The 18,607-nt window shown below is 73.5% G+C and carries 9 protein-coding genes and 4 pseudogenes; 7 read left to right on the forward strand and 6 right to left on the reverse strand.

Going from position 1 to position 18,607, the window contains the following annotated elements:
- From KBX39_RS04545 to KBX39_RS04560, 4 genes and pseudogenes are all read left to right on the forward strand, one after another.
- On the forward strand, positions 1-1,571 hold a 1,571-nt coding region (locus KBX39_RS04545), incomplete at its 5' end, for a bifunctional 3-(3-hydroxy-phenyl)propionate/3-hydroxycinnamic acid hydroxylase (protein ID WP_210869299.1).
- Positions 1,572-1,616: 45 nt separating this feature from the next.
- Positions 1,617-2,561, forward strand: a complete 945-nt coding sequence (locus KBX39_RS04550; protein WP_210869301.1) for a GIY-YIG nuclease family protein — start codon at positions 1,617-1,619, stop codon at positions 2,559-2,561.
- Positions 2,562-2,695: 134 nt separating this feature from the next.
- Positions 2,696-4,720: a hypothetical protein gene (locus tag KBX39_RS04555; RefSeq protein WP_210869303.1), complete on the forward strand. Its 2,025-nt coding sequence runs from the start codon at positions 2,696-2,698 to the stop codon at positions 4,718-4,720.
- Positions 4,721-6,045: 1,325 nt separating this feature from the next.
- A pseudogene (locus KBX39_RS04560) lies at positions 6,046-7,980 on the forward strand (AMP-binding protein); the annotation flags it as partial.
- 71 nt (positions 7,981-8,051) lie between these two features.
- Here KBX39_RS04560 and KBX39_RS33120 read toward each other — a convergent pair.
- Positions 8,052-8,468, reverse strand: a pseudogene (locus KBX39_RS33120) (EsaB/YukD family protein); the annotation flags it as partial.
- A gap of 105 nt (positions 8,469-8,573) precedes the next feature.
- Here KBX39_RS33120 and eccCa point away from each other — a divergent pair.
- From eccCa to KBX39_RS33125, 3 genes and pseudogenes are all read left to right on the forward strand, one after another.
- Positions 8,574-12,512 (forward strand): type VII secretion protein EccCa, encoded by a 3,939-nt coding sequence (gene eccCa, locus KBX39_RS04565; protein ID WP_210869307.1) that lies wholly within the window; start codon positions 8,574-8,576, stop codon positions 12,510-12,512.
- Between the two features lie 88 nt (positions 12,513-12,600).
- Complete coding sequence (gene mycP / locus KBX39_RS04570) at positions 12,601-13,920, forward strand: type VII secretion-associated serine protease mycosin (RefSeq protein WP_082930992.1); 1,320 nt, start codon at positions 12,601-12,603, stop codon at positions 13,918-13,920.
- Positions 13,921-13,967: 47 nt separating this feature from the next.
- Positions 13,968-14,108, forward strand: a pseudogene (locus tag KBX39_RS33125) (PA-phosphatase); the annotation flags it as partial.
- Here KBX39_RS33125 and KBX39_RS04575 read toward each other — a convergent pair.
- The 5 genes and pseudogenes from KBX39_RS04575 to KBX39_RS04595 form a co-directional block, all read right to left on the reverse strand.
- Positions 14,109-15,152, reverse strand: a pseudogene (locus KBX39_RS04575) (MarP family serine protease); the annotation flags it as partial.
- 76 nt (positions 15,153-15,228) lie between these two features.
- A complete protein-coding gene (locus KBX39_RS04580) occupies positions 15,229-15,921 on the reverse strand; it encodes a CoA pyrophosphatase (RefSeq protein ID WP_210869309.1) in 693 nt (230 codons plus the stop codon).
- Positions 15,918-16,523 (reverse strand): TlpA disulfide reductase family protein, encoded by a 606-nt coding sequence (locus tag KBX39_RS04585; RefSeq protein WP_176722799.1) that lies wholly within the window; start codon positions 16,521-16,523, stop codon positions 15,918-15,920. Before KBX39_RS04585 ends, KBX39_RS04580 begins: the two co-directional genes overlap by 4 nt.
- Positions 16,520-17,299, reverse strand: coding sequence for an endonuclease III (nth, locus tag KBX39_RS04590; protein ID WP_064446796.1), 780 nt, complete (start codon positions 17,297-17,299; stop codon positions 16,520-16,522). Before nth ends, KBX39_RS04585 begins: the two co-directional genes overlap by 4 nt.
- A 59-nt stretch (positions 17,300-17,358) precedes the next feature.
- A complete protein-coding gene (locus KBX39_RS04595; protein ID WP_233607777.1) occupies positions 17,359-18,579 on the reverse strand; it encodes a CapA family protein in 1,221 nt (406 codons plus the stop codon).
- Between the last annotated feature and the right edge of the window lie 28 nt (positions 18,580-18,607).

Consider the following 18,607-nt stretch of genomic DNA (forward strand, 5'->3'; position numbering starts at 1 on the left):
TCGTCGTGGAGCGCAGTGCGACGGCGCACGGCCAGCCGCGGGCCTTCTCCTGCGACGACGAGGCGATGCGCATCTACCAGCAGGCCGGCCTGCTCGACGAGATCCGCGACGCCACTGTCGCGCCGCCGCTCGTGGAATACGTCAACGGCGCCGGCCGGGTCTTCGCCCGGATGGCGCTGTCCGAGACGGACTTCGGGTACGGGCACGCGCCGCTGCGCTTCTTCGACCAGCCTCGGCTGGAACACACGCTGCGCACCGGGCTGGACCGGTTCCCGCACGTGCAGCTCTCGCTCGGCACCGAGATGGCCGGCCTCACCCAGGACGAGGACGGGGTCACCGTGCTGCTGTCCGACGTGGCCACCGGGCAGCGGCGGACGGTCCGCGCCCGGTACGTGCTCGGCTGCGACGGCGCGCGCAGCGCCACCCGCGCCGCCGTCCGGATCCCGCTGTCCGGGGCGAGCTACGCCGAGCCGTGGCTGGCCGTCTCCGGCGACGTGCCGCCCGACGCGGTACGGGTCGGGGACACCCGGTTCGTCTGCGACTGGCGGCGTCCGGCGTTCGTGTCCCCGGGCGCGGCCGGCAGCTACCGGATGGAGTTCATGCTGCGCCCGGGGGAGACCGAGGACGAGATGCAGCGGCCCGGGACCGTCGCCGCGCTCGTCTCGCCGTACGTCGACCCGGACCGGTTCACAGTCACCCGCGCGGTGGTCTACACCTTCCACCACCTCATCGCGCGACGGTGGCGGGAGGGACGGGTGTTCCTGCTCGGCGACGCCGCCCACCAGATGCCGCCGTTCATGGGCCAGGGCCTGTGCAGCGGCCTGCGCGACGCGGCGAACCTGTCGTGGAAGCTGTCGCTGGTGCTGTCCGGCGTCGCCGACGCCGCAGTGCTCGACACGTACGAGATCGAGCGGCGCCCGCACACGGTGGAGATGGCGCGCACGAGCGTCCGGCTGGGGCACGTCTTCCTGGCCCGCAACCGGGTCACCGCCGGAATGCGCGACGCCGCGCTGCGGGCGGTGCAGACGATCCCCCGGGTACGGCGGTTCGTGGAGCGCTTCGAGTTCAAGCCGGTGCCGGCGTACCGGCGGGGCCTGATGGCCGGCGGGCGGCGCGCCGGCGTGGTCGGGACGATGTTCCCCCAGCCGCGGGTCCTCGTCCCGGGCGTGCCCGGGGAGCGCCTGCTCGACGAGGTGCTCGGCGACGGTTTCGCCGTGCTCGGCCGCGCCGGCGTGGACAACCCGCTCGGAGCGTGGCGGCCGGCGCGGTTCGTCGCGGTCCACCCGAGCGGTACGTCGCTCGCCGACCTGCCGGATCCGCTTGCCGGCCCTCCGGCACCCGGCGGGCCGGACCGGGTCGACGTGGTGGACGCCGAGGGGGTGCTCGGCAGGTGGCTGCGACGGCACGGCGCCGACCTGGTGGTGCTGCGGCCGGACCGGTTCGTGTTCGCCATGGTGGCTGCCGGTGGGATCGAGCAGGCCGGGCGGGACCTGTCCGCCGCGCTCGGCGCGCCGGACGGAGGCCGGAGCCGGGCGGACACCCCGGGACTCGCTGCGGCGCCGGGTTCGTGACCTGAGCCCCGGTGCCCGTGGCTCCCGCTCCTATCATCGTTCACTGTGGACGACGCGAAGGTCGACCGGGTGGCTGTCGACGGGGCGGGCTCGATCGCGCACCTGCTGCCCAGGTCACGCGGCCGGTGCGGCATCTACGAGCTGACCTTCGCCGACGGTGAGCGGTACGTGGGGCAGGCCGTCGACGTGGTGGCGCGGTTCGGCATGCACCGCCAGAAGTGGCACGACATCGTCGAGATCGCTTTCCGGCGGGTGCCGCGCGACCGGCTCGACGAGGAGGAGCGGGATCAGATCCGCAGGCGGGAGTCGGCCGGGGTGCGGCTGCGCAACGTCGTACACACCGCCGGCCGGCTCGGCGCCGCCGACCTGGACCGGATACTGCCCCCGCCGCGGCAGCAACGCTGGCTGGCCGGACACGAGCCGTGCCGGATCCCCCTCGCGCTCGGCGAGGGGGATCCCGACCTGCGCCGCCGTACCCGCCACCAGTTCGACCGGCTACGAGCCGATGCCCGGTTCACCGCCGAGATGGGCCGTCTGGTCGGGGCGTACCTGCGCCTCACGATCCCCGCACCGGAGCAGACCGAGCGTGACTTCTGGACGCTCACCGCGCTGCCCGGCACCAACGCCGCCCGCTATCCGCGCCTGTTCACGGTCTCCGTGCACGCGCTGGAGACGCTGTTCGTCTGCCATGACCGGCGGCGGCCGCAGGCTCCGCACATCCGCCTGAACATCGACGAGACCGTGGCCCGGTCACAGTTCCGCACGCGGCTGCGGCTGCGAGCGATGGGTGCGGCCCGGGCCCCCTACCGCGTCCGGCCGGGGGTTTTGGCGCTGGAGTTCGAGTCGGTCGAGAGCGCGCACGACGCGCTGACCCGGCCGCAGATCGTCAAGGCTGCTCGCCGGCTCAACCTGGACCTGATGAGGAAGGGACCTGCGCTCAACTGGAAGACCCACTGCCCGGACCTCGTCCGGCACGTGCTGTCGAGTTGAGCACGGGAAGGTTGCTGCGCTGCCGGGCGCGGCGGCCGCGACGGCGATCCCTTGCCGGGATGCGTGCACGCGCGTAGGAAGAGCACCACCATCCACCACCGTCGTACCACCCTCCGATGCCGAAGGAGACGCGCGTGCCCACCCCCAGACGGCTCCGTCTCGCCGTGTCCGCGCTGGTGACCGTATCGGCCGTGTTGCTCGGCTCCGGCGCCGCCGCGGCGCCGCCCGCGCCGGCCGCGAACCGGTCCTGCGACCCGATCGACCCGGCGGCCTGCCTGCTGCCGTTCCCCAACGACTACTTCACCGTGCCGGACCGCAGCACGCCGACCGGCAAGCGGGTGCGGTTCGCCGCCTCCGCGATGCCGGCGAACGTGCTCGGCGTACCGATCGACCCGGCGGAGTGGAACCGGCAGGACGGGTTCAGCCCCGGCTCGCCGATCCTGGCGCGCGTACCCGGTCTCGACGCCACGCGGACCCGGATCGCGCCGGTCACCGACGTCGCGCGCTCGCTGGCGCCGGACGCGCCGATCGTGCTGCTCGACGCCCGCACCGGGCGGCGTACGCCGTACTGGGCCGAACTGGACGCGCACGCCGCCGGCAACCCGGACCGGCAGGTGCTGATCATCCGGCCGGCGGTCGCGCTGACCGAGGGCGCCCGGTACGTCGTCGGCCTGCGCGGCATGCGCGACGGCGACGGCGCGCTGATCCCGGCCCCGAAGGCGTTCCGCAGTTACGTGACCGGCGCGGGCCTGGACCGGCGTGACCCGCGCGCGCCTCAGATGAAACGGATCCTCGCCGACCTGACCCGGGCCGGCGTCAAGCGGCACAGCCTCTACCTGGCCTGGGACTTCACCGTCGCCAGCCGGCACGGTCTGACCGGGCGGATGCTGGCGGTCCGGGACGGCGCGTTCGCCGCGCTCGGCCGCCGCGCTCCCTCGTTCACCGTCAGCCAGGTCACCGACTACACGCCCGAGCAGGACCCGCTGATCGCCCGGCAGGTGACCGGCACCGTCGCCGTGCCGTCCTATCTGACCGGTGACGGGGGACCGGGCTCCCGGCTGCACTACGGTCCGCCCGGCGGCGACGGCACGCCGCCGACGCCGAACGCGCTGCCCACACCGTCCGGCACGACGGTGGCGGCCGACTTCGTCTGCAACATCCCGCGCAGCGCGTCCGCCACGAAGCCAGCCCACCTGTCGCTCTACGGCCACGGGCTGCTCGGCCGGCCCACCGAGATCAACGCCGGCAACGTCAAGACGATGTCGCAGACGTACGACTTCACCTTCTGCGCGACCAGCTGGATCGGCATGGCGGCGGCCGACGTCCCGTACGTGGCGGGCGCCTTCACCGACCTCAGCGCCTTCCCGGCGGTGGCCGACCGGCTCCAGCAGAGCTTCCTGAACTTCCTCTTCCTCGGCCGGACGATGATCCATCGCAACGGGTTCGCCGGCCATCCGGCGTTCCGCGACGCCGCCGGACGGCCGCTGATCGACGTGGCCGGCGGGCTGCACTACGACGGCAACAGCCAGGGCGGCATCAACGGCGGCGCGCTGACCGCCATCGCCCAGGACTGGACCCGCTCGGTGCTCGGCGTGCCCGCGATGAACTACTCCACGCTGCTGCAGCGCAGCGTCGACTTCGCCCCGTTCCAGACCGTCATGGACGGCTACTACCCGGACAAGATCGATCAGCAGCTCGTCTTCGGGTTGTTGCAGATGCTGTGGGACCGGTCCGAGGCCAACGGGTACGCCCAGCACATGACCGACCGCCCGCTGCCGCGTACCCCGGCGCACCGGGTCCTGATGCACGTGGCCTTCGCCGACCAGCAGGTCTCCACCGCGGCGGCGGAGGTGCAGGCCCGCACCATCGGCGCCCGCCTGCACACTCCGGCGCTCGCCGACGGCTGGTCACCGGACGTGCGCCCGTTCTGGGGCATCGCGCCGATCCGCAGGTACCCGTACGCGGGCTCGGCCATGGTGGTCTGGAACAGCGGCGCGGCGTACGCGCCACCGCCGACGAACCTCGCCCCGGCCGGACCGGAGTACGGCGAGGACTCGCACGAGTTCCCCCGCGCGCAGCCCGGCGCGCAGCGGCAGAAGGCCGTCTTCCTGCTCACCGGCAAGGTGATCGACGTCTGCCCGGGCCGGCCCTGCCCGTGACGTCCGGACCGGGCGTGCGATGGCGCACGCCCGGTCCGCCGCCGGGGGAGTGGCGCCACCGGCAGCGGCGCGCGGCGTCTGATCGCTGACAGGTGAATCAGCGATTGGATATCCCGCGTCTTTACGGCCAGATCCCGAACAAGACCTCATTATCCGGCTCTTCTCCGCAGTAGGAACTGTCTCCGATAAGGCGCTGATTCCACATGAGACGGACATGTCCCTCCAGTCCGTGATTGCGGCACGGGTGGATGAGACCGGCCGGCACGGGCTCCTGGGCGAGAAGTCAACCCCGTGGATCAGGGCAATTTTGAGGACTTCTTCCTCTTGTTTTCGCCCACTCCTTTACTTTGGTCGACGCGCTTATCGCGCGCCCCGATCCGGATGCGGAAGCCATTTCCGCAGGTCGCGTGGAGTGTCGTGAGCATACTGATCTTGGCTGCCCGGATTGGCGGCCCTGATTGGCGTGATCGACGGGCAACGCAGAGCGACGCCTGGTGTTATGCTGCGCTCCGGGGGAGGTAGTCTGGATGATGTCATCGGCTATCAGGCGGGCCTTGGCCAGGAGTTTCAGGCCCGTACACGACGGCGTTTATTCCACTCGTCAATATGTGCGGCGAGGACGGCATAGGCGGGGCGGATGACGCCCGCCGACGCGCTTCTTGGCTGAAGCGCACCATCTGTCACGGGCATGGCGCAGCGGGGCACGTGGGCCGCCGTACGCGCGTTCGCCCGCGTTTTCCCTGCGGCAAGGCGCGCCGTTGTGTATGCCGTGATGGCCTACGGCCTGCGCTTTTGCGCGCTCCCTGCCGGGCGGGACGCTGCTCCGGGTCGACTGTCGGGTAAGTGGCGCGCAATTATCCGACAGCAGTGGCAGAGCTGCGTTCACCTGCAGTTATGAAAATCGTTCCCGCCTGTCGGAGAGTTGGCGCTCGGTGCGTTGCTTGCGCCTCCTGGGAAAACCGAGTTACACAAACTTTATCAACGATCAGGGTTGACACTCGCCGATGGACGCCGGGATGCTGGTGCCGCCGCCGTCCTGGTAGTCGGCGGGACGAACGCGGATCCTTTCGCGAAGTCCAGAACGTGCTTTCCGGACTATTAACGTGGTGCGAACGCAGCATTAATCATGCATTCGTGCCGGACCTGCTGTGCCTTTACCGGACGTCAGAAGGAATCGGATCGTGGGCGTTTCCCTGCCAGGACGAGGCGATGCGGCCGACCCAGTGCGACAGTCGGCCGGGTCCGCCGCTCGCGCTGGTCAACCGCCGAAACCCGGCACCCTGGTCGACCGGTTCCGTGCGGTCCTTCTCGACCGTCCGGACGGCGTGACCTATCGGTTCCTGGCCGACGGCGAGAACGACGAGGTCGCCATTTCCAACGCCGACATGGATCGGCGGGCCCGGGCCATCGCCGCCACGTTGCGAGAGCGCGTGAACGAGGGCGAGCGGGCGCTCATCGTCTGCCCGCCGGGCCTGGACTACCTCGCCGCGTTCCTGGGCTGCCTCTACGCCCGGGTGATCGCCGTACCGGTGTATCCGCCGAACCCGGTGCTGCTCAAGCGGACCCTGCCCCGGCTGATCGGCGTGATCCAGGACGCCCGTCCCGCTGTCGTGCTCGCGCCGGCGGAGATCACCGCGATGGCCGGCCAGATCACCGCGCTGGCGCCCGCGCTGGGCTCGCTCGTCTGGCAGGCCGTCGACCGGATCGACCCGGCCGTGGCCGACGGGTGGCGCGAGCCCGGCCTCGGCGGTGACGACGTGGCGTTCCTCCAGTACACGTCCGGCTCCACCGGGCGGCCGAAGGGCGTGGTGCTCAGCCACGCCAACCTGCTGGCCAACCTCGAGGTGACGAACCAGCGTTTCATCACCGACGTCGAGACCACCCGGCTGGTGAGCTGGCTGCCGCCGTACCACGACATGGGGCTGATCGGCGCCATGCTGCAGCCGCTCTACGCCGGGTTCCCGGCGACCTTCATGTCACCGACGTCGTTCCTCAAGCGCCCGCTCCGCTGGCTGCAGGCCATCTCCACCTACCGGGCCACGCTCAGCGGCAGCCCCAACTTCGGTTACGAGCTGTGCCTGGCGAAGACCACCGCGGACGAACGCGCGGCGCTGGACCTGAGCAGCTGGCGGCTGGCGTTCAGCGGGGCCGAGCCGGTCCGGGCCGAGACCATCGACCGGTTCGTGGCGGCCTTCGGGCCCAGCGGGTTCCGCCGCGAGGCCTTCTACCCCTGCTACGGCCTGGCCGAGGCGGCGCTGTTCGTCGCCGGCGGGCTGGCCGGCACCGAACCGGCAGTACGCCGGGTGCGTGCCGCCGACCTCGCCGACAACCGGGCGGTCGAGGCCGGCCCGGACGAGGAGAGCCGGACGCTCGTCAGCTGCGGAACGGCGGCCGCCGGGCACGAGCTGGTCATCGTCGACCCCGCTACCTGCGAGCGGCTCCCGGCCGGCCGGGTCGGCGAGATCTGGTTCGGTGGCGGCAGCGTCGCCCAGGGCTACTGGGGACGCCCGCAGGAGAGCGAGGAGACCTTCCGGGCCCGGCTCGCCGGCAGCGGCGACGGCCCGTTCCTGCGCACCGGCGACCTGGGCTTCCTGACCGACGACGGGGAGCTGTTCGTCACCGGCCGGCACAAGGACCTGATCATCATCGCCGGGCGGAACCACTACCCGAGCGACATCGAGGTGACGGTCGAGCAGAGCGATCCGACGCTGCGTCCGGGCTGCGGCGTGGCCTGTTCGGTGGAGGTCGACGGCGAGGAGCGGCTCGTCGTCATCCAGGAGGTCGGCGGCAGCCGCGCCCGGCTCGACGCCGAGCGCGTCGTCACGGCGATCCGCGGCGCGGTCGCCCAGGAGCACGGCCTCCAGGTGCACGACGTGGTCCTGATCAAGCAGGGCAGCATCCCGAAGACCTCCAGCGGAAAGCTGCAACGGCGGGCCGCCCGGCAGTCCTTCCTCACCGGCGACCTCACGGTGCTGGCGCGCTGGAGCGCGGCCGACCCGGAACACGTCACCGGCGGTGCGGGCAGCACGCCGGCACCGGCCGTGGCCGCGCCCGGTCGCGCCGAGGTCGAGCAGCGCCTCGTGGCGGAGCTGGCCGCCCGGCTGGGGATCAGCCCGCAGGCGGTGGACCCCACCCGGCCCGTCGCCACGTACGGGCTGCAGTCGGTGGAGATGGTCGGGCTCGTGGGCGAACTGGAGACGTGGCTGGGCCGTACCCTGTCCGCGACCCTGATCTGGGAGTACCCGACCATCGAGGCGCTGGCCGCCCACCTCGGCCACCCGGCCACCGGCTCCGAACCCGCCGCGCCGGTCGAGCCCACGGCGCCGGCCGATCCGGCCGCGACCACGGCGACCAGCCCGACGGCCAGGGGTACGGCGGCGCCGCCGAGCGCGGCGGCCCTTGTGGCGCGGCCCGTCCAGGCGGCGCCCCGGCGCCGGGCCCCGTCGACTATCGCCTCGACCACGTCGTCGTACTCCAGCTCGGGCCACTCGGCACGGGCCGGCACCAGGTGCAGCACCTCGCCGTCGCGGACGCCCTGCGGCAGGAGCGCCTGCGCGGTGGCGAGCACCCCGCCGTCGGTGCGGCGCAGCACCCAGCCGCCGTGCCGTTCCCCGTCGTCGGCCAGGCCTTCCCCGGCGTGCCGGAGCACCTCGGGCAGCAGCTCGGCCAGGGGGACCTGCTCCGGTAGGGCCACGTCGACCCGCCGCCGGGGCGCGCTGATGGTGACCCGGGCGAGCCCGCTTGTCATCGAGGCACCTCCATATCGAGCGGGAACAGTGGGCTGACGGACGAGAGGACTTTACCTACGATGAGCCAGGCTCGGGTTACCCAGAGCCACTTCCGGGGAGGGTGAGTGTCCACTGTCGTCATCAAGCGGCCTCCACGCCGCCCGGCCCCGGAGATCCCGGTCGGCGAGCTGCCGGTCGAGGCCCCGCCGGAGATCCCGGTGGCTGCCGGCGGGCGCTGGCAGCAGGCGCTGATGGTGCTGCCGATGCTCGGCGGGACGGTGGCCATGGCGATGATGTTCGGCCGGGGCGGCGGGGCCTACTCGTACGTGGTGGGCGGCATGTTCGGCCTCTCCTCGCTGGCGATGCTGGTGACCACCTGGGGCAGCGCCGGGCCGAAGAAGTCCGAGCTGATGGCCGCCCGCCGGGAGTACCTGCGGCACCTGGCCACGCTGCGCCGCCGCGTACGGGAGACCGCCGGCGCGCAGCGTGCCGGCCTGTCCTACCGCCATCCCGATCCGGGGCGACTCTGGTCGACTGTCGACAGCCACCGGGTCTGGGAACGGCGGCCCGGCGACGGGGACTTCGCCGTGGTCCGGGTCGGTGTCGGGCCGCAGACGCTGGCCACCCCGCTGGTCCCGCCGGTCACCCGCCCGCTGGAGGAGCTGGAGCCGATGACGGCCGGGGCGCTGCGGCGCTTCCTGGACGCGTACTCGGTGGTGCCGGACCTGCCGGTGGCGCTGTCGCTGCGCAGCTTCGCCCGGGTCTTCGTGCGCGGGCCGGCCGGCCCGGTACGCGGCACCGGATCGCCCGCCGCGCAGGCGCTGGCCCGGGCGGTGCTCACCCAGCTCGCCGTCTTCCAAGCGCCGGACGAGCTGCTGATCGCGGTCTGCTCCGGGCCGGAACGCCGGGCCGCCTGGGAGTGGGTCAAGTGGCTGCCGCACGCCCACCACCCGAGCCGTACCGACGCGCTCGGCCCGGTGCGGCTGGTCACCAGTTCCGCCGCCGACCTGGAACGGCTGCTGCACGACGTGCTCGGCGCCCGGTCGCGGTTCAGTCCGCACGGCGTGGCCACGGACGGGCCGCACGTCGTGGTGGTGCTCGACGGCGGCGACCTGACCGGGGCCACCGACCTGGCCGGCGACGGCGGCATCGACGCGGTCACCGTGCTCGACCTGGACACCCCGCCGCCCCGGCTGCTCGACCGGTACGCCCTCCTGCTCGACCTGGTCGACGGCCGGCTGCACTCGCACTCCGCCGAGGGGCACGCCGAGGTGGGCGCCGCCGACGCGCTGGCGACCGCCGACGCCGAGGCGGTGGCCCGGCGGCTCGCGCCGCTGCGGCTCGCCGGCACGGTACGCGGGCCGGACGCGCCGCCCGGCGCCGAACCCGGCCTGCCCGAGCTGCTCGGGCTCGGTGACCCGGACGGCTTCACCGCAGAGCAGGGCTGGGCGCCCCGGGCCGCGCGGGACCGGCTGCGGGTGCCGATCGGGGTTGGCGCGGACGGCGGCGCGATCGACCTCGACCTGAAGGAGTCGGCTCAGGACGGCATGGGCCCGCACGGCCTGCTGATCGGCGCGACCGGCTCCGGCAAGTCGGAGCTGCTGCGCACGCTCGTGCTCGGGCTGGCCGCCACGCACAGCTCGGAGCAGCTCAACTTCGTGCTCGTCGACTTCAAGGGCGGTGCCACGTTCGCGCCGTTCGAGCGGCTGCCGCACACCGCCGCCGTGATCACCAACCTGGCTGACGCGCTGCCACTGGTGGACCGGATGGTGGACGCGATAAACGGTGAGCTGATGCGCCGGCAGGAACTGCTGCGCCGGGCGGGCAACTTCGCGAGCGTGCGCGACTACGAGCGCGCCCGGGCGGCCGGCTCGCCGCTGGCGCCGCTGCCGTCACTGCTGCTGATCTGCGACGAGTTCTCCGAGCTGCTGTCCGCCAAGCCCGACTTCATCGACCTGTTCGTGCAGATCGGCCGCCTGGGCCGGTCGCTCGGGGTGCACCTGCTGCTGGCCAGCCAGCGGCTGGAGGAGGGGCGGTTGCGCGGGCTGGACACGCACCTGTCGTACCGGATCGGGTTGCGGACGTTCTCGGCGCTGGAGTCGCGGACGGTGCTGGGCGTGCCGGACGCGCACGAACTGCCGCGCAGCCCGGGGCACGGCTACCTGCGTTCCGGCACCGACCCGCTGGTGCGGTTCAAGGCCGCGTACGTCTCCGGCGCGGTCCACCGGCGCGGCGGGCCGGCGGGCGCGCCCGACGCCGGTGAGTCGCGGGTGCTCGCCTTCTCCACCCATCTGGTGCCGGTGCCCGAGCCGGCCACGCCCGCCGCTCTCCCCGCCGAGGACGACAGCGGCGAGACGCTGCTGGACCTGCTGGTGGACCGGCTGTCCGGGCAGGGCCCGCCGGCGCACCAGGTGTGGCTGCCGCCGCTGGACGCCTCGCCCGCCCTGGACGAGCTGCTCGGCCCGGTCGGCGCCGACCCGGTACGCGGGCTCACCGTCGCCAACCCGGAGCTGCACGGGGCGCTGCAGGTGCCGGTGGCGGTGGTGGACAAGCCGTTCGAGCAGCGGCGTGACCTGCTCTGGCTGGCGCTGGACGGCGCGGCCGGGCACGTCGCGGTGGTCGGCACCACCCGCAGCGGCCGGTCCAGCCTGCTGCGCACCCTGGTCTGCGCGCTGGCGCTCACCCACACCCCGGCCGAGGTGCAGGTTTACTGCCTCGACTTCGGCAGCGGCACGCTGGGCACGTTGCGCGACCTGCCACACGTGGGCGGTGTCACCGGGCGCTCCGACGGCACCGCGGTGCGCCGTACCGTCGGCGAGGTCGCCGGCCTGCTCGCGGAGCGGGAGCGGCGCTTCGCCGAGGCGGGCGTGGAGTCGATGGCCGCGTGGCGACAGCGCCGGGCGGCGGGCGCGACCGACGCCTTCGGCGACGTGTTCCTGGTGGTGGACGGCTGGAACACCCTGCGCGGCGAGTACGAGGACCTGGAACCGCTGGTCACCGAACTGGCCACTCGCGGCCTGGCGTACGGGGTGCACGTGGTGGCGACCGCGCTGCGCTGGTCGGACTTCCGCCCGGCGATCCGCGACCTGTTCGGCTCCCGCCTGGAGCTGCGCCTGGGCGACCCGGCCGACTCGGTGGTGGTCAAGCGGGCGCTGGCGGCGACGGTGCCGGAGGAGCGGCCGGGGCGGGGCATCACCGCCGGCGGGTTGCACTTCCTCACCGCCGTGCCCCGGGTCGACGCGCTCGGCGGCGAGACCGCCGACCTGGTGAAGGCGGTCGCCGGGGCGTGGACCGGTCCGCCCGCGCCCCGGGTGCGGCTGCTGCCGCCGGTGCTGCCCTACGCCGAGCTGGACCAGAGCGCGACAACCGGGCTGGCGTTCCCGATCGGCGTGGCGGAGGCGGACCTCGCCCCGGTGGTGCTGGACTTCGCCACCGAGCCGAACTTCATGGTCTTCGGCGACGCCGAGTGCGGCAAGTCGTCGTTCCTGCGCGCGCTCGCCACGTCGATCGTCAACCGGTTCACCCCGGAGCAGGCCCGGGTGATGCTCGTGGACTACCGGCGCAGCCTGATGGGCGTGATCGACACTCCACACCTGATCGGGTACGGCACGGCGGCGCCGCACACCGCCGAGCTGATCGAGTCGGCCGCCGGCTACCTCGCGGGGCGGCAGCCCGGACCGGAGGTGACCCCGGCTCAACTGCGCAGCCGGTCCTGGTGGCAGGGGCCGGAGCTGTTCGTGCTGGTGGACGACTACGACCTGGTGGCCGGCGGCCCGACGAACCCGCTGCGCGCGCTGGAGGAGCACCTGCCGCACGCCCGGGACGTCGGGCTGCATCTGGTGCTGGCGCGGCGGACCGGCGGGGCGGGACGGACCGCGTACGAGCCGATCGTGCAGCGACTGCGGGAGTTGTCCACGGCCGGGCTGGTGATGTCGGGCGGCCCGGAGGAGGGCGCGCTCGTCGGTCAGGTGAAGGCCGGGCCGCTGCCGCCGGGCCGGGCCCGTCTGGTCACCCGTCGTGAGGGGGTGCGCCTGGTGCAGGTGGCGCATCTTCCGCCCGGGTGATCCGAAGTGCCGAGTTGGCCCGTGACGGCCGGGACAACCGGTAATCTCCGAGCGGCATGTGTCTGACGCGACGGAACGGCTGGGGAATGTGACCAGGGATCGGCAGGGCCTGCCCGGTGGGCCGCCCCGGCGCGTCGCCCGGCGCGCGTTGCTGGCCGTCGCGTCGGCGCTGGTCGTCGTCGCCGGTCCGCTGACGCCGCCGGCACAGGCCGCGCCGTCCGTCCCGGTCGCCGCCTCTCAGCGGCAGTTGGCGGCTCCCGACCGGGTGCTCCGCGGCGACCACGTCCGCGACGAGCAGTGGCAGTTGGAGAAGCTGCGGGCGAAGACCGCCTGGCGCACCTCGACCGGGCGCGGCGTGGTGGTCGCGGTGATCGATTCCGGTGTGGACGGATCGCATCCCGACCTGGCCGGCCAGGTCCTGCCCGGCCTCGACCTGGTGACTCCGGACGGCTCGGACGGGCCTGATCCGGTGGGGCACGGCACCACCGTGGCCGGGCTGATCGCCGGGCGGGCCGACGACGACCGGGGCGTGGTGGGGCTGGCGCCGGACGCCAAGATCCTCCCGGTCCGGGTGCTCGACGCCGAGAACCGCTACGACGACGCGCTCATCATCGCCAAGGCGGTGCGCTGGGCGGTGGACAACGGCGCCGGAGTGGTCAACCTGTCGCTGGGCGGCAGCAGCGACAGCGCGGCCCTGGCCGCGGCGCTCGACTACGCCTTCGCCCGGGACGTGGTGGTGGTCGCCTGCACCGGCAACCTGGCCACCTCGACGACCACCAAGGTCTGGTATCCGGCCCGGGAGCCCGGCGTGCTGGCCGTCGCCGGGCTGGAACGCTCCGGCGAGAACCTCTGGTCCGGCTCGATCACCGGCCACGAGACGGTCCTCAGCGCACCCGCCACCGCGCTCTACGGCGCGCGGCCGGAGGGGGGCTACTGGCGGGTGCAGGGGACGAGCTTCGCCGCGCCGCTGGTGGCCGCGACCGCCGCGCTGGTCCGCTCGCGGTACCCGAAGATGTCCGCCGGGGACGTGGTCAACCGGCTGATCAGCACCGCCCGGGACCTCGGCCCGACCGGACGCGACGACCGGTTCGGCTACGGCCTGGTGGACCCGGTGGCGGCGCTGACCGCCGACGTGCCGTCGGTGGGTCACAACCCGCTGGACGACAACGACTCTCCCGGCGTGGTGGGCTTCGGGCCGGCCCCGGAGGACGGACGCGACACCCGGGCCGCGGCGGCGGGCCGCGGCGGCGACCCGCTGGGGCGCAGGCCGGAGGGCTGGTCGGCGCTGCCGGCGGGGCAGACCGTCGTGGGCGCCCCGGAGCGGCTCTGGAGCGGCCTGGCGCTGTTCGTGGCGTTGATCACCGGCAGCGCGCTGATGGTGCGCCGGTTCCGGCAGATCCGTCGCTGACCGACGCGGTGGTCTGACCGCGCCCGTTCCTGGGTAGGGAAGCCCCCATGGACACCACCGGGGCGACTGTCACGCGCCGCCGGTCGTGGCGGAGCCGCCGCCTCGACCGGGACCACTCACTGGGTCTGCGGCTCTCCCTGGCCACCGCCGCCGCGTTCCTGGTGATGATCCCGTTCGCCCTGCTCGCGCAGACCGTTCGAGGAGACCAGCGGGCCACCGGAGTTGCCGCTGCGGACCAGCGCCCGGATCGTGTAGATCTCCCGGGTGACGTCCCCGGCCGAGTAGATGTCCGGACCGGTGATCCGGTCGACGTCCCGGATCCGGGCCGGGCGGGCGTCGTACGGGCCGTCGAGCGGGAAGCCGAGCACGATCGCGTCCGCGCCGGTGGCGGCCTGACCGGCGGCGAAGCGCAGCGACGGGCCGGGCAGCCCGGGAACGTAGAGCACGGCGAGGTCCCGGTCCGGGTCGTAGACGACGACCTCGCCGTCGTACCGCTCGCCGCGCAGCTCCACCGCCACCGAGCGGGTGCCGGCGACCACGTGCGCGTTCGTCATCACCCGGTCGTCGGCGTACACGAAGCCGGAGCCCTCGATGCGGCGCGAGCAGCTCGGCGCGGAGCCGAGCACCTTCACCACCGACCGCCTGCTGTTCTGCACCACCTGCGAGTTGGCCAACGCCGGGTCGGGCGGGGCGACCTGCCGGGCCCGGGTCGGCGCGAGATCGCCGAACACGTCCGGGAAGCCGTTGGTGTCGACGGTGTCGCGCAGCGCGGTGGACAGGTCCTGCGCCTTGTCCGGCAGCACCTGGTCGACGACGGTGAGCAGCGCGCTGTTACGGACCGAGGAGGCCAGCCACGGCACCGAGGAGGAGCCGAGCGGCACGGCGACCAGCCAGGCCACCAGCATGACCGCGATGACCGAGATGAACGCGCCGCCGACGTCGTCGACCTTCCGCCCGGCCGGCCCGGTGATGGCCGCCCGCAGGTTGGAGCCGAGCCAGCCGGCCAGCGCCTGCCCGAGCACCGCGAGCCCGAAGATCGCCACCAGGGAGACCAGCACGCGGGTGCCGCTCGCCGTGAACTGCTGGGCGATCAGCGGCCCGACCTGGAGGCCGAGCAGCGCGCCCAGGAAGAAGCCGGAGAACGACAGGGCCCCGATGACGAAACCCTGACGGTATCCGCTGATCGCGAACACGAGCATGAGCAGGAGAAGGACGAGATCCACGGCGGACACGCCCCAAGGGTACGGGCACCGGGCCCGTGCTCGGCTCAGCGCTCGCGGAACGTGACCCGAGGATGCGTACCGGTGATCAACGCACGGGTGTCTCGTCGGCCGGTTCGGTGCCCGCCGACGGCGCGGGTGTGGCGTCGACCGGCGGCAGCTCCACCACCTGTGAGCGCGGCCAGGGCCGGGACCAGCCGCCCATCTCCAGCAACCGGTCGATCACGCCGGCGGTGAAGCCCCAGACCAGCATGCCGCGCACCGAGAACGCCGGGCCGGTCCAGCCGCTCGGATGACGGACCCGCATCCGGTTCTCCGGGTCGACCAGCTCGGTGACCGGCAGCCGGGCCACGTGCGCGACCTCGGCCGGCTCGCGCGGGTGCACCGGGTGCGGGTCGTGCCACCAGGCGAGCACCGGCGTGACCACGAAGTCGCTGACCGGGATCCAGAGCCGGGGCAGCTCGGCCAGCACGGTGACGCTGCCGGGGTCGAGCCCGACCTCCTCGTTCGCCTCGCGCAGCGCGGTGGCGCGGGCGTCGGCGTCCTCCGGGTCGGCGGCGCCGCCGGGAAACGCCGGCTGACCGGCGTGGTTGCGCAGCGTCGCGGCGCGCTGGAGGACCAGCACGTCCGGCCCGGCGCCGGGCTCCTCACCGAGCAGCACCAGCACGGCGCTCTCCCGGCCGCCGCGCTCCGGCGTGACGATGCGGGTGAAGTCTTCCGCGCGCGCGGTGCCGAGCCGGCCCAGCAGCGGGTCGAACCACCCCGGCGGCCGTCGGGTCATACCTTCACCCCGAGGTGGCGCTGGAGCAGCGCGGCGAGGCGGGCGTCGTCGAGCGCGCCGGTGGCGTCGGTGTGCCGGATCCGCCCGTCGGCGTCGACGAGCACTGTGAGCGGGAACGCGTTGCGTTCCAGCGCGCGCTGGAACGCGTCGCCCTGGTCGAGCAGCATCGGGAAGCCGACGCCGTAGTCCTCGCCGATGGACTGCGCGCCGCCGCGGCTGTCCCGGCTGTTCACGCCGATGACCTGGAACCGGCCGTCGGCCCGCTCGCTGAGCCGCTGGAACGCGGGCAGCTCCTTGCGGCACGGCGGGCACCAGGACGCCCACACGTTGATCACCGCCGGGCCCTTGACGTCGCGCAGGTTCACCGGCGCGCCGCCGGTGAAGCAGTTGAGCGTCAGGTCGGGGAGCTGGTCCCCGGCCTTACCGGCGGGCGTCGGAGCCGCGGCGGCGGGCACGACGGTCAGCGGAGCACAGTCGGCGAACGGCGAGGGGCGCTCGGCCCGGGTCGCCGGCGCCGGACGTTCCGGCTCGTCGGCCGTGGCGGTGCAGCCCGCCACCGCGAGCAGCAGCGGGACGAGAAGGTACGCGAGACGGCGCATCACGGCACGTCCGCCGCGGCGGCCTGCTGCGGCACCAGGTCGGGGTCGAGGCCGACGGCCACCGCCAGGTCACGGGCCCGGGGGCCCTTGAGCAGCTTGGCCGCGGCGGCCGGCTCGGTCGGCCCGGTGCCGTACGCGGGACACAGCTTCGCCAGCGTGCACGCGCCGCAGGCGGGCTTGCGGGCGTGGCAGACCCGGCGGCCGTGGAAGATCACCCGGTGCGACAGCATCGTCCAGTCGCGCTTCGGGTAGAGCGCGCCGATCGCGTGCTCGATCTTCACCGGGTCGGTCTCGGTGGTGAGCGCCCACCGCTGCACCAGCCGCTGGAAGTGCGTGTCGACGGTGATGCCGGGGACGCCGAAGGCGTTGCCGAGGATGACGTTCGCGGTCTTGCGGCCGATCCCGGGCAGGGTCACCAGGTCGTCGAGCCGCCCGGGCACCTCGCCGTCGTACCGCTCGCAGAGCGCGCGCCCGAGGTTGATCAGGGAGCTGGTCTTGTTGCGGTAGAACCCGGTGGGCCGGATCAGCTCCTCCAGCTCGGCGCGGTCCGCCCCGGCGTAGTCGGCCGCGGTGCGGTAGCGGGCGAACAGCTTCGGCGTGACCTCGTTGACCTTCTTGTCGGTGCACTGGGCGGACAGGATCGTCGCGACGGCCAGCTCCAGCGCGTTGGAGTGGTCGAGTTCACAGTGCGCGTCGGGGTGCGTCTCGGTCAGCACGCGGCCGATGCGCCGGGCGCGGCGCGTACGGCCGAGGTCGGTCTCGGGGGAGCGCGTGGTCACGTGGGCCAGCCTACGTCGCGGGGCCGACGCTCCGGCGGCTCGGCGCGGTGGTCGTGCGCTCAGCCACCCGCGGGCGCGGTGATCCTCCCGGTCGCGTCGAGCTTCGCGCCGGTGTCCGGGAAGTCGGCCCCGTTCAGCTCGCGGACCAGCCCGAGGCCACGGTTCTGCCGGTCGACCGACGGGCGTCCCACTCCGTTCATCACGGTGGAGGTGAACGTGCCGCCGACGAACTTCCCCTCGGCGGTGAGCGACACCTTGAGCACGCCGCCCCAGCCGAGTCGCCCGGAGCTGTTCAGCGACTTCCCGCCGCCGGCGAAGTTGCCCAGGCTGTACGCGATCAGCCGCCCCTTGTAGAACTCCATCCCGCGAAGCACGTGCGGACCGTGGCCGATGACCAGGTCGGCCCCGGCGTCGATGACGGTGCGGGAGAAGCGGATCGGGTCGCCACGGTTCTCGCCGAAGAACATCTCGGTGCCCGGCTTCACCCGGGTCTTGTCCGACCCCTCGGCGCCCATGTGCACCTGCACCACGACGATCTGGGCCGCCTCCTTGGCCATCTCGATCACCTGCTTGGCGGCGTTCAGGTCGACCAGGCTGTTGGACCAGGGGTACGACGAGAAGCCCACCACGGCGACCTTGACGCCCTTGACGTCCACCACGGTGATCTCCCCGGGCGCGCCGGTGTGCTTGAGCCCGTGCGCCTCCAGCGCCGACTGGGTGTTCTCGTAGCCCTGGCGGCCGTAGTCGTAGCCGTGGTTGTTGGCCTGGTTGAGCAGCTGGAACCCGGCCGAGCGCAGGTGCGCGGCGTAGCCGGGCGGCGCCCGGAACTGGTAGCAGTTCTTCGGCTGCGGGCCGCACTTGCCGGCGCCGGTGTCGTCGGTGAGCGGCTCCTCCAGGTTGCCCATCACCAGGTCACCCTTGAGCGCCGACTTCACGTCGTCGAAGAAGCCCTTGCCACCGTTGGGCGGCAGCCGGTCCGGGGCGTTGCCCATGATCACGTCGCCGGTCGCGGTGAGCGAGATCGACGGCTCGTCGGGGGCGTTCGGCGCCGCGGGCTGGTCACCGGTGGCGGGTCCGGCCGCGCCGGTCGACCCGCCGCCCTGACCGGCCTGCCACCTCGCGTCGCCGCCCGATCCGCCGGCGTCACCGGCGCAGCCGGCGGCGAACAGGACGGCGGCGAGCGCGGCGAGCGCGGCCAGACGGGTCCGGACCGCGCCTCGACGAGGTCCGGGGAGGGCTGGGCGCGGCGCGGCGACGGCGGCGCGGCGGGCACGGGGCACAGAACGGGCGGGAGCGTACATCGTCGGC

The organism is Micromonospora sp. D75 (assembly GCF_018070405.1).
GTDB lineage: Bacteria > Actinomycetota > Actinomycetes > Mycobacteriales > Micromonosporaceae > Micromonospora > Micromonospora chalcea.

Bases quoted from the DNA above. Each gene is read 5' to 3' on its own strand.
- KBX39_RS04580 (WP_210869309.1), bottom strand. From the start codon at position 15,921: ATGACCCGACGGCCGCCGGGGTGGTTCGACCCGCTGCTGGGCCGGCTC.